The organism is Mucilaginibacter gossypiicola, from assembly GCF_900110105.1.
GTDB classification, from domain to species: domain Bacteria; phylum Bacteroidota; class Bacteroidia; order Sphingobacteriales; family Sphingobacteriaceae; genus Mucilaginibacter; species Mucilaginibacter gossypiicola.
This window is the reverse complement of sequence record NZ_FOCL01000012.1, coordinates 30,937-42,414: the sequence shown is the minus strand read 5'-3', so window position 1 is coordinate 42,414 and position 11,478 is coordinate 30,937. Positions and strand designations below refer to the sequence as shown.

The 11,478-nt window shown below is 43.6% G+C and carries 10 protein-coding genes; 6 read left to right on the top strand and 4 right to left on the bottom strand.

Annotated elements, in window-relative coordinates; all coding sequences use genetic code 11:
• Positions 1 to 18: 18 nt before the first annotated feature.
• From BMX50_RS27930 to BMX50_RS27920, 3 genes are all read left to right on the top strand, one after another.
• Entirely contained in the window at positions 19 to 1,089 is a 1,071-nt protein-coding gene (locus BMX50_RS27930) for a cellulase family glycosylhydrolase (protein ID WP_208864818.1), read from the top strand.
• A gap of 227 nt (positions 1,090 to 1,316) precedes the next feature.
• Positions 1,317 to 2,327 carry a glycoside hydrolase family 43 protein gene (locus tag BMX50_RS27925; RefSeq protein WP_091218421.1) on the top strand — a complete coding sequence of 337 codons (1,011 nt, stop codon included), beginning with the start codon at positions 1,317 to 1,319 and terminating at the stop codon, positions 2,325 to 2,327.
• 8 nt (positions 2,328 to 2,335) lie between these two features.
• Positions 2,336 to 4,426, top strand: a complete 2,091-nt coding sequence (locus BMX50_RS27920) for a CehA/McbA family metallohydrolase domain-containing protein (protein WP_091218418.1) — start codon at positions 2,336 to 2,338, stop codon at positions 4,424 to 4,426.
• A gap of 396 nt (positions 4,427 to 4,822) precedes the next feature.
• Here BMX50_RS27920 and BMX50_RS27915 read toward each other — a convergent pair whose 3' ends face one another.
• Entirely contained in the window at positions 4,823 to 5,629 is an 807-nt protein-coding gene (locus BMX50_RS27915) for a phytanoyl-CoA dioxygenase family protein (RefSeq protein ID WP_091218415.1), read from the bottom strand.
• A gap of 266 nt (positions 5,630 to 5,895) precedes the next feature.
• Positions 5,896 to 6,672, bottom strand: a complete 777-nt coding sequence (locus BMX50_RS27910) for an SDR family NAD(P)-dependent oxidoreductase (protein ID WP_091218412.1) — start codon at positions 6,670 to 6,672, stop codon at positions 5,896 to 5,898.
• A 227-nt stretch (positions 6,673 to 6,899) separates the two neighbouring features.
• Here BMX50_RS27910 and BMX50_RS27905 point away from each other — a divergent pair, with 227 nt between their 5' ends.
• Positions 6,900 to 8,054 carry a C97 family peptidase gene (locus BMX50_RS27905; RefSeq protein WP_091218409.1) on the top strand — a complete coding sequence of 385 codons (1,155 nt, stop codon included), beginning with the start codon at positions 6,900 to 6,902 and terminating at the stop codon, positions 8,052 to 8,054.
• 7 nt (positions 8,055 to 8,061) lie between these two features.
• On the opposite strand, the gene BMX50_RS27900 is transcribed toward BMX50_RS27905, so the two are convergent.
• Positions 8,062 to 8,397, bottom strand: coding sequence for a winged helix-turn-helix transcriptional regulator (locus BMX50_RS27900; RefSeq protein ID WP_091218406.1), 336 nt, complete (start codon positions 8,395 to 8,397; stop codon positions 8,062 to 8,064).
• 108 nt (positions 8,398 to 8,505) lie between these two features.
• On the opposite strand from BMX50_RS27900, the gene BMX50_RS27895 reads away from it, so the two are divergent.
• Positions 8,506 to 9,510, top strand: coding sequence for a quinone oxidoreductase family protein (locus tag BMX50_RS27895; RefSeq protein WP_091218403.1), 1,005 nt, complete (start codon positions 8,506 to 8,508; stop codon positions 9,508 to 9,510).
• A 211-nt stretch (positions 9,511 to 9,721) separates the two neighbouring features.
• On the opposite strand, the gene BMX50_RS27890 is transcribed toward BMX50_RS27895, so the two are convergent.
• Entirely contained in the window at positions 9,722 to 10,750 is a 1,029-nt protein-coding gene (locus tag BMX50_RS27890) for a S66 peptidase family protein (RefSeq protein ID WP_091218767.1), read from the bottom strand.
• 209 nt (positions 10,751 to 10,959) lie between these two features.
• On the opposite strand from BMX50_RS27890, the gene BMX50_RS27885 reads away from it, so the two are divergent.
• Positions 10,960 to 11,388, top strand: a complete 429-nt coding sequence (locus tag BMX50_RS27885; RefSeq protein ID WP_091218400.1) for a hypothetical protein — start codon at positions 10,960 to 10,962, stop codon at positions 11,386 to 11,388.
• The last annotated feature ends 90 nt before the right edge of the window (positions 11,389 to 11,478 follow it).

The following is an 11,478-nucleotide window of genomic DNA, read 5'->3' as shown; positions in this document are numbered from 1 at the left end:
ACTATTAAACACAGATAAATGCAAACAAAATTAAAAGTATTGGCGCTTGCTTTGGCAATGCCATTGGGGATGAGGGTAATGGCGCAGCAAAAGGCGCCGGCACAGGTATGGTCTGAGGCGAAGGCAAAAACATGGTACGCGCAGCAGCAATGGCTGGTAGGTGCCGATTTTATACCAAGTACCGCTATCAACCAGTTAGAGATGTGGCAGGCTGATACTTTCGATCCAAAAACAATAGATAGAGAATTAGGCTATGCGCAAGGTATCGGCATGAATGTAATGCGCGTATTTTTGCATCATTTAGCCTGGGAGCAGGATCCCGAAGGTTTCAAAAAACGCATGGACGAATACCTGGCCATTTCAAGTAAACATGGCGTTAAAACCATGTTTGTATTTTTTGATGATTGCTGGAACAAAGTACCTAAAGCAGGTAAGCAACCTGAACCAAAACCGGGAATTCATAACTCGGGCTGGATGCAGGATCCGGGGCAACCGGCTTCTGACAATGCGGCTAACTCTCCTGTGCTTGAAAAATATGTGAAAGATGTATTGAAGCGTTTTGCCAATGATAAACGCATTTTGCTTTGGGATTTGTACAATGAGCCGGGCAACTCGGATAAAGGCAACAAAACTTTGCCGTTGTTAAAAAGCGTTTTCAAATGGGCAAGGCAGGTAAACCCAAGTCAGCCGGTTAGTGCAGGCGTATGGCGCTGGGATCTGGAAGAGTTGAACAAATTCCAGATAGCTAACTCAGACGTTATTACTTATCATGACTATACCCCTGAAGCTGAACACCTGAAAACTGTGCAGTTTTTGAAAATGAACGGTCGCCCGTTGATTTGTACCGAGTATATGGCCCGCCCGCGCAACAGTCTGTTCGGCACGGTATTGCCAATGCTCAAAAAAGAGAATGTGGGTGCTATAAACTGGGGTTTTGTAAGCGGTAAAACCAATACCATTTACGCCTGGGATACCCCAATGCCTGATGGTAAAGAACCTAAGCTGTGGTTCCATGATATTTTCCGTAAGGATGGTACTGCCTACATCCCTGAAGAAACAAACCTGATCAAGAAATTGACCGGAAGATAAGATCCGGCATATGCGGAATCCAAATGTGCCAATGTGCAGATGATTTTCGGATTCGGAAACCAATGTTGTAAATAGAGGCGCATCTGTTCCTGTTCGCCTCCCGCGTTAACCTATCACACAAACGTGCTTTTCATACGTGAGAAGCACATTTATTGCAGCCTTACGAAGTTTTTAAAACTTCGTAAGGCTTGTTCCTCGCTAATGCTACCCTTAAACCAATTACACCTATGAACAAGTTTTTTAATTGCCTGGTGCTGGTTCTGTTAGTTACAATGACCGCCTGTCGCAGCCATGCGCAGCAAGTTGAGCCAACTAAGGAGGCAGCGCCTTATAGCGGCCTTATTCATGTTGTGCTTGACAGGGATTTTCCCGATCCTACGGTGATCAGGTATAATGGTAAGTACTACGCGTACGCAACCCAATCGCCGGGAAGCGATGGGAAAATGATCAATATCCAGGTGGCCTGGTCAACTGATCATGAGCACTGGACCTACGCCGGTGACGCTTTGCCCCAAAAACCTTCATGGGCCTCCAATACGCAAAACTTTTGGGCGCCGGATGTTTTCTTCGATGCCAAACTCAACAAATTTGTGATGTTCTTTTCTGCCGATCCAAACGAGTTGACCGGCAAATGGATGGGCATAGCTTATGCCGACAATCCGCTTGGCCCTTTTACAGACAAGGGTACGCCATTTATGAAGGGCCCGGATTTTCAATGCATCGACCCCAAAGCTTTTGTTGATCCTAAAACCGGCAAACATTTCCTTTATTGGGGATCGGATTTTCAACCGTTACGGGTAAGGGAAATGAAGGATGACTGGTCGGATTTCGCTGATGGTTCAGCTGCAACAGCTGTAGTATATCCGGGTAAGGACAAAAGCTATAGCAATTTGGTTGAAGGCTCGTGGCTTGATTATGATAACGGTACCTGTTACCTGTATTATTCGGGCGATAACTGTTGCGGCGCCGGGGCAAATTATGCGGTGATGATAGCTAAGGCAGATAACCCGCTCGGTCCGTTTGTACGATTAGGTGAAAGCGATAAAACCCTCAATAGTGCTATTTTAATAAAAGATGCGGTTTATACAGCTCCTGGCCACAATTCTATTTTTACTGATGAAAAGGGAAATAAATTTATAGCCTATCATGCTATCGAAATAGCCCATAAAGAAAAGGGCAGGGTGATGTGCATCAGTCCTGTTGAGTATAAAAATGGTTGGCCAGTAGTAATTAAATAAAAAATAATATGATTCGTCAATTAAAACATTTCGCGCTTTGCGGCTTTCTGTCATTGATATTTTTTAAAGCCGAGGCGCAAGTATCAGGCAATAAAAACTTTAAACCGGCAGCCGGCGTAAGTGTAAAGGAAAATACCTCAAACGTTACGGTAACCTGGCCTGCGGGAGCAAATAGTAACGGCAGACTTGTTTTAAATTTGAAAAATGATGAGCCGTTATTTAGCAGCGTTCAGTTAAGTAAAGCCGAGGTTTACAAGCCGGTGATTGAAAATGTTGATCCGCAGTTTATCCTTACAGAAGGTAAGCGCGATCTTATCTCCCAAAACGGATGGAATATCTTTTTTGATAAGGTGCCGCTTAAACCGCACTATTCTTATAAGGTAGATTTTCATAAAAACGCAATTAGTGTAAGCAGCAAGGGCACGCGCACAATAATTACTTTGCCTGGGTTGGAAGCTCCCAATTTTAAAGGCGATCTGGAAATTACACTTTACAATGGGCAGCCCTTATTTAACGTTGCTGCAGTTGTATCAACCCAAATTGATTCGACGGCTATTTTGTATGATGCAGGCTTGGTAGCGAAAGCTCAGCCAATTAAAGCCGTAAGCTACAGCGATGTTTATGAACACCTGCAAACCAATGATGTTAATAAGCCGGATACTGCTAAAAACCTTGCTGTAAAATACCGTACCATCATCGGCACAAATGACAAAGCAGGCATAGCCGTGTTCCCTGCGCCGCACCAATATTTTTATCCTTTGGAGGAAGCTTTTAACCTCAAGTTTGTATGGTACGGTGATAATTACCGTAACCTGCTTCCGGGCTTTGGGCTTGGTATCCGGCAGGAATTACAGGGTGACAAGCGTTACGTACCCTGGTTTAATGCGCCTCCCGGAACTAAACAGCGGCTTAATTTTTTCTGCCTGCTGGGTACTGATGGAGCAGAGGTATTGTTGGATAATGTGAAGCAATTTACCCATGATGATAGCTATAAGCCACTTCCCGGTTACAGAACGATGGCAAGCCATTTTCATAACGAGTTTATCATGAGTGTGGTGCTTGCGGGCAAGCCGGTTCCTGATAGTCCATCGTTTGTGAAAGTTTTAAAACGCCAGGGGATTAATATTGTTCACCTGGCCGAGTTTCATTATACCGCCCACCCTAAAGGCCCGGATGAACAACGACTTAAAGAACTTAAAGCGCTGTTTGATCAATGTAACCGTTTATCCGATAAAAACTTTTTGCTGCTGCCCGGCGAAGAACCTAATGAGTTTTTCGGTGGTCATTGGCTGGCATTTTTTCCAAAGCCGGTTTACTGGATCATGTCGCGTAAGGCCGGTACGCCTTTTGAAAGTACCGATGCTGAACATGGTAAAGTTTATCACATAGGTGATAAGGCCGATATGTTAAACCTGCTTAGAGCTGAAAAAGGCCTGGCCTGGACAGCTCACGCCCGTACCAAAGGCTCCACCGGTTTTCCGGATGCTTACAAAAAAGAAGGTTTTTACCTGTCGGATAGATTTTTGGGAGCCGCCTGGAAAGCCTTGCCTGCTGATTTGTCTGAACCTCGTTTGGGCAAACGTGTTTTCGACCTGATGGACGATATGAACAACTGGGGGCTGAAAAAGAAAGTACTCTCTGAAGCCGATCTGTTCAGCATCGAGCCCGAAAATGAAATGTACGCGCACCTTAATGTAAACTACCTGAAACTTGTCCAACAGCCCGAATATAAAAATGGCTGGCAGCCTGTGCTCGATGTGTTGGAACAAGGCAAATTCTTTTCAACCACAGGTGAAGTTTTAATTGAGGATTTTACAATAAATGGCCATTCATCCGGCGAGACCATTGCCATCCAGGCCGACGGAAAATGTACCATCAGCTTTAAAACCAGCTGGACATTCCCGCTCAATTTTGCCGAAATCATTTCAGGTGATGGTAAACAGGTTTACCGTGAGCGCATCGATCTTACCTCAACCCAAGCCTTCGGCACAAAAACATTTAGCAAAGTGTTGAACATGAAAGGCCGCAAATGGGCACGACTTGAAGTTTGGGATGCGGCTGTTGATGGTGCTTATACACAAACGGTGTGGTTGAAGTAGAGAATCAAATAAAAAATGTCATTGCGAGTGATTTAAATCCGTTGGCTTCTAAAGGACAAATGACAAAAGGAGGCTGTCACCCTGAGCCTGTCGAAGGCGCGCGCGCAGAGGCCCTGCTCACCATGCTTCGACTGGCTCAGCATGACACCCTTTTTTGAAACTTGTCATGGGTAGTGCAGTGCGGCAATCTCGTAGCCCATGCATATGCGATCTGTATAACTACGAGATTGCCACGTCGCCCCAGATGCTCTTTACCCATGCGGCTCCTCGCAAAGACATGTTTTTTTATTTTACGGGGACTTTAACCAGTGCTCGTTCTGTGAAGAAGCTTTTCAGGGCTGCTATTTTCCCTGTGCGGATGAGATAGCTGATGAATAAGGCAATTAACATAAATTTTTACTTAACAATACTTGCAAAACGTTGATAAAAGGCGGTTGGGCTGTCGGCGTGTTTGGGCTCGTATTTACCGGCAATAATGGGGATGTATATTACCCTGCGGCGGCTTTCCTCACCAATAACGGTTGATTGGGCTACGCGGTGCCATAAGCGGCCATCATGTATGGTCAGGTCGCCGGCAGTTGGGATAATAGCTACTTCATTTTCGTCGGTATCATGATCAAGGAAATACTTTTTACGGAAAAGCATCTGGTAAAGGTTTTGTTTATGTGTACCCGGCAGGATGCGTAAACCGCCGTTCTCCGGTTTCAGGGTACTTAAATGGATGCCAACATTAAGCATCGGGTTTAACTTTTGACCATGAAAAATATCGCGCAGGCCATCGGTATGCCAACCCATTTTTGTAAAACTGCTTTCGGGGCCGTTAACGTAGTGGTTAAAAACCATACCGTCCTTTTCGTCGGTACCCAGGCGCGAACCTTCACCTATCAGGTTAAGTAACACCTGGAAACGCGGATCTTTGGTAAATTCATCTAACAGGCTATTATGCTGATTAATAAAAGCAAAGCGCTGTACAATAGGCGAGCCGTCAAGATCTTTACCGTATTTAATCGGCACGCCATTCACCTTTTCAGTTTTATTGCTAATCCAGGTGTTTTCAACCTGTTTTGATGCATTAATAATGTCGGTAACAGTTTCGGGCTTAATGAAATTTTTGAAATGGATAAAGCCGTGCTGATTGAAAAAAGCTTGTTGTTCGGGCGTAATTGTTGAGCCTAATGTGAATTTTTGATATGACGTTGCCATGTGGTGGAAAAGATATTAAAGTACCTGGAAAATGAAATTGTAAACGCTTGATGCCGCCGGGGCGGTTTTTAGGAAAGGAGCTGGTCCTTTTTGAGGGAAATTAACAACAACAGCTGCACATGGCCCTTGTTATCAAGGGCATTCGCATTGGGCATGCAAATAATATGTTGTGCGTATTGTTCAATGTATATTAAATCTATCTTTTTAGTAGACTATGCAAATGTAAACAAATTGTTAATCACTCCAAATATTTATGAAAATATTTTTTAGTGCTTGTAAAGTCCGGCAGTTACCCTTTCAATCAGGCTCTTAGGGCCATGCGTTGCTGCTACAGCCGAGAGCTTGTTTAAAAATCCGGGTACTATTTCGGCTTTTTTATTGAACATGCCTTTTATACCCATTGTCGCAACCTCCCCGGGCTTCATATTGAATTTTGCAGCGAGTTCGGCCAGGGCATCCATCCCGGCACTGTGTGCAAAACCAGTGTCAGTAGGGCCGGGGCTAAGGCAGCTTACCGAAATATTGGCATCCTTAAGCTCATATCTCAAAGCCCGGCTAAATGATAAAACAAAGGCTTTAGTTGCAGCATAAATCGCCAGGGTAGGTACAGCCTGGTAAGCCGCAGTGCTGGACACATTGAGGATAAACGCCTGTTGTTGTAGTTTTAAAAGCGGGATAAAATGATAGGAAAGTTCGGTAAGCGCATTCATGTTAACCTGCATCATGCCGGTTTGTGGGGCCAGATCCAATTCATCGAAATTTCCCCACACACCGTGCCCCGCATTATTTATTAATATCGATATGGGTACATTTAAGCTTTTAGCCCAGTCAAAGATCCGGAGGGTTGCACCCGCGACCGAAAGATCAATCGCAAGATAATCAGCCTTAACATGATAGTCGGTTTTTATTTGGGTAGACACGGCAATGAGATCATTTTCCGACCGCGAAACCAGTAGCAGGTTATATCCTTTTTGCGCCAGCAATATGGCCATTGCCCGTCCAATGCCTTTACCGGCCCCCGTAACTAATGCGTATTGATCCATTGTTTTTATCAGTATATCAGCAATGCAAGTTTAAATAAAAATAATCTACTAAACTTGTAGACTATTTAAAATGTTATTACGTTTGTACTGATATGAAAACTAATCCGCCCCGTTTTCGTTTTTTAAACTATAACCGTCCGGGTTATTGTTGTTGCCGGTAATTAGTAACCGCGTCCCCTTTCGTTATTATATCTGTAGCACAATTATCACAAGTTTAAAAATTGGTCATGACCGCTTATCGTATAAAATATTTATTCAGCGCCTTTGTAACCATTGGCTCTATGTTGTATGTAATCCCGGCATCTGCCCAGCTATCGGCATCGGTACGGTATAAGCTTAACCTGCTGCCAGATACAGCTGCACATAGCATCATTGATGATAGTTATTCGGCCAAATTGCTTACCGGGGTATCAAACAAACCTGTTATTGATAAAGCCGATGCAGCTTTTGAAACGGACCTGGAAAGTGAACTGGATACCCACGCAGGCCGCAAAAAAGTATTGGGCTATTTAAAAGAGTTATCGACCGGTAATACCGGCGAAGACAATTATAACCAGGCCAGGGTTAAATCATATTATAAGCTTGCCAATGTATTTGCAAAGCTGCATTTGTACCCCCTTGCTATGAAATGTTTTTTCAGGGCGATGGTATCCAAAAAAGAGGGTGCCCCTGCTATTGCGGATTCGTTAAATACAGATACTGCCGGCCGGCAATTACATTTAAACAGCGGCTTGTTGACCATCAACGCAAATGATGATTCGGTATTTGTAAACAGCCCGGTGCAATTGAAAGATAAAAAGGAGAAGAAAAGTAAATCAATTACTTACAACCGGATCCTCAATACTTTTAATGATGGCAAAAAAGCGGCTGCCTATGCCTTGCTGTTTCATGTTAAACAGCCCAAGCCAGGTAAGCCTGCCGTATTTGTACGGGCTAATACCGGGCATACTTTTATAACGCTTATCAAGTATAATACCGATTCAACTACGGTTTCTGTTTCATTCGGATTCTATCCAAAAAAAGACAATATATTTTCAGCTACGCCATGGGAACCGGAAACTTCAGGCACTTTCAAAAATGATGAGGCGCACAAATGGGATGAAGTGATGGGCAAGTTTATAACCGAGCGCCGTTTTAAGAGGATACTGAAGCTTACCCAACAATATGATGGCCTGGAGTATCATTTATCAAAAAATAACTGTACCGATTTTGCCTTGCAGGCAGCTTCATATGCCGGTTTCGGTGTTACCAATTCAAAAGGCTCATGGCCATTGGGGCATGGTAATAACCCCGGAACAACCGGGCAAAGCATTATAGCAGGCGGCATTTATGATAATGACAAGGCCGACCTCTTTGTTGACTTTGATGAAAACCTGAAATAACACAACCTTACATATCGCTCCATTCGGATAGGTTGGCCAAAATTGGCAGCAGTGCTTGTCCTTTTGGGGTTAGCGTATAATCAACCCGCGCAGGTACAGCGGGGATGATGGTTTTGCTGATAAGCCCTGAAGCCTCCAACTCTTTCAGTTGTTTACCCAATGTTTGGTCGGTTATACCTTCCATCGCTGTTTTTAGCAAGCTGAAGCGATCGTTCCCTTCTGAGATATGAATAACAATAAGGGCTTTCCACCGGCCCGAAATGGCATCAAGTGCGCCGTTTATCCGGCACGACCGGTACAGGAATGCTTTGTTTACGGCGTTTGACGAGTTTTCCTTGATCATAATTAAGTACTCCCTTTTTTGTGAGTTGCTCTCAATTAAAGGAGTAAGGGTTATTTACGTGTCGGGTATTTAGTTTTGGAGCACAAGCAAATTTAAAGCTCTGCATTTATGAAAGCAATACAATTGAATGGTTTTGGCGATGTATCCAACTTCAGTTTAAGCCATCTGGATCCTCCTGTAATTAAAAATGACGAAGTACTGATACAGATCAAAGCAGCTGCCTTTAACCCTATTGATTACCAGATGCGCCTGGGCCTGCGCGAAAGCAGGCTGATGCGTTCGCCAATATTAGGGCGTGAGCTCTCTGGAGTAGTGCTGCAGGTAGGGACGGACGTTATTGGTGTTAAGCCCGGCGATGAGGTGATGGCCCTGGCCGGTAGTCGCGGATCAAACGGAAGCTATGCCGAATTAATGGCGTTAAATTACCGGATGATTGGCAGTAAACCTCGCCATATCAATTTTGAGGAAGCTGCCGCTATCCCATCGTCGGGTTTAACGGCCTGGCATAGTTTTACCAGGATGCAGGCCGAAGTTTCTGACAGCATTTTTATTAATGGCGCTGCAGGCGGCGTGGGCAGGTTTTTGATAAAATTGTTAAAAGCAAATGGCGTTTCAAACATCGTAGCTACAGCAGGTAGCGGGGAAAGTATAGCCGCATTGCAAAGTCTTGGCCTTGGCTCCGGGCAAATCATCAATTATAATCAACCGGGTTTAAAAGATCTGCTTATTGCAGCCAACCACGGTAAGCGGTTTGATTATGCTGTTGACCTTGTAGGAGGCACCATAGCCGAAACCACGGCTGATGTATTAAGAATGAACGGAAACTATGTTGATGTTACTTTTTTAGGAACCGTTGTCACCCGCGAAATTTTATTTGACAAAGGGGCCAATATCCTCAATATTGCGGCCTATGCATTTGCGATTGAAAATAATCTTACATGGTATGGAGATACGCTCAATCATTTAGCTCAACTAATTGAAGCCCATAAAATTGATGCACCTGCTGTAAATGTTATCGGCAACCTTACTGTCGAAACTGCGCAGGAGGCCCACCGGCTGATGGAAGCTAATCGTATTTACGGTAAAAAGTTGGTTATGAGTGTGACTGCCTGATAAAGAAGCGTGATGTTTGCTTCTGTTATCAAGAGAGCGTTTTATTATTCATCAAACTCAATCATTGCCGTTGACTTTAGTCAACGGAATGATTAAAAGAGGGTAGAAGGGCTTTAGCCCCAATGCCGCTTGAATAATTGGGCTGAAGCCCCTTAACCGCCGCCCGCTTTTACCGTTGACTAAAGTCAACGGCAATGAATAAACTTTGTGTTTAAACCGCTTTTAATGTGCTCCCGTCTGTACTAACCTCAAGTACATGCTGTACCCCGCATTTAAGGGCGAAATTATTTTTTTGATGTCCCACCGGAAAATCAAAGCAAACCGGGTAGTCATAGTCTTTTACTTTTTCGGTAACGATATCATAAATGGTGTGGCCAAATTCTTCGCTTTCAATATCCGGCGTTAGTTGAAAGCCGCCTATAATTAGCCCGGCAAGGTGCGAAAGCTTACCGGTTTGCTTCAGGTTCCAGAACATGCGGTCGATATTGTAGAGATATTCGTGGGTGTCTTCAACAAATAAGATTTTTCCATCTGTATCCAGATCGGAAGGAGTGCCCGAAAGCGTTGTGATCAAACTCAGGTTGCCGCCTGTTAAAATAGCTTCGGCTGTTCCCTGCCGGTTTTGCGCAACCGCTGGCGACGAATAATCAATATTTTCGCCCATAAGTGCCTGCCTGATGGATTGAATGGTGGCTATCTGCATATCATCGGCCTTCGCCCAGTCATTCGGGAAACTGTTGCACATTTTTGAATGCAGGGTGGCAATACCAAAATTGCGGTTAATATGGCAATGCAAGGCAGTAATATCGCTAAAGCCGATGATCCATTTGGGGTTTTTCTTAAACTTTCTAAAATCGAGCCGATCAATGATCCTTACTAATCCGTAGCCACCCCTTGCACACATAACAGCTTTGATGTTGGGGTTATCCAGCATTTGCTGTAAGTCTGCCACGCGCTCTTCATCTGTTCCGCCGTATATAAAATCCTTTTTGCCTGTGTTGTCGCCAATCTCTACCTTAAAACCCCAGCTTTGTATAAGTTGTACAGATGGTATTATGGCGGTTAAGCTCATATATCCCGATGGACTGATAATGCCTATAGTATCGCCTGTTTTTAAATAGGGAGGGATTTTATGATATGTTTTACTATAAGAACTTTTAAGTGCGGATGCCCATACCCCCGGGGTTGATAGTGCCGCGCCGGCTGTAACTAAGGAGGATATGAAGCGTTTTCGGTTCATTTTGTGCCTGTTGCATTTTGATGTAACAGGGTTCATAAAAGTATAAAAAACGTGACATAAGTACCACCTTGCCCATCGATATTAATTATATTTAGCGATTAGATACAATCCAGCATCATTATCAAATCTGTTATTGCAAATGACGATCAGGAAATAAAGATGCAGGATAATAAACTGCAATTTTTGCTAAACACCTAACCGGTCACAAAATGTTAAGAACCATACACGTTACAAAAATCTTCAAATATCTAAGCATCTTATTGTTTTTAACTGCGCTGATATTCCCCTGTTTCGATACGACGGCAGAAGAAGGTGAAGAGGGCGAAGGTGCAGCCATATTGTTATCCGGTTTTTTTGGCTTTTTTTCTTCGGCTGTTGGTTGGTCCTGGTTAGCTAATCCGGCTTTGTGGGTGTCATGGGGCTATTTTACTAAAAAACCTCGCCAATCTTTTTTAGCGAGTGCTATAGCCGTTTTATTTGCTTTATCATTTTTGTTTTTTAAATCGATAATGATAAACGAAGCTGGTGGAACATCCACTATTATAAAATACAGAATTGGCTATTGGCTGTGGTTAGGAAGTAGTTTGGTTATGCTGATAGGAAATATATATTTAAAATATCGCAATAACCGCGAATGAAAAAGTGCTGTGAAGGTAAATTATGTAGATATTTCTTAATGCAAACGATATATTACATATGCCCTCGTATAGCTTTGCATAAAGATCACT